Genomic DNA, 658 nt, shown 5'->3' with positions numbered 1-658 from the left:
ATGGTGTTCAACCGTAGTGGAATTGGCCACAAGGATTCGGCTTCGTTCTGAGCAAACGAAAGCCCTATTTCGTCAGCAATTAATCAAAACAGCCGGAGTACTCAAGCCATGAAAACCCTGAGCATTTCAAAGTATGCAGAACATGCAGGCGTGACCCGTCAGACTATTTACGACTGGGCTAAACACAAAACCTTTCCACCCAGAGTAGGTAGGTACATTAATGTCGAAGCAGTTGACGCATGGCGCAGGCAATATATTGATAGCACCGATCCCCGGACAGAGAACGCCAAGAAAGCCAGTTATGCCGAGGCTGAGTCTCTGGAAGTGCGCGCTAAGGCGGTCTATGATGAGCTATTGCGTGGCGAGGTGGATGTACGCCCGATAGAAGAATCCCGCGCCATTAAAGAGCACTATCTGGCGGAACTGGTCAAGCTGGAACACAGCATCAAATCGGGTGAGGTTCTCCCTTGGCGGGATATGGTGAACAAGGTCAGTGAGGAATACTCCCGCCTGCGAACGCGCCTGATTGCCATTGCGCCTGAGCATGGACCACGACTCAGGGCTACCGCGTCCAGCTCCACAGATGCCGAATTCGTGGCAGCCTTACAAGAGATTATCTATGAGGCCATGTATGAACTGAGTGTTGATAGTCAGTCCT

The 658-nt window shown here is 51.4% G+C and carries 1 protein-coding gene; it reads left to right on the top strand.

What is annotated here, in order from left to right:
• Positions 1–108: 108 nt before the first annotated feature.
• Positions 109–658: MerR family transcriptional regulator (locus Xhom_RS25265; protein ID WP_099140141.1), on the top strand; the 550-nt coding region annotated here is incomplete at its 3' end.

This window comes from Xenorhabdus hominickii, from assembly GCF_002632725.1.
GTDB classification, from domain to species: domain Bacteria; phylum Pseudomonadota; class Gammaproteobacteria; order Enterobacterales; family Enterobacteriaceae; genus Xenorhabdus; species Xenorhabdus hominickii.
This window is presented reverse-complemented; position numbering and strand designations above follow the sequence as displayed.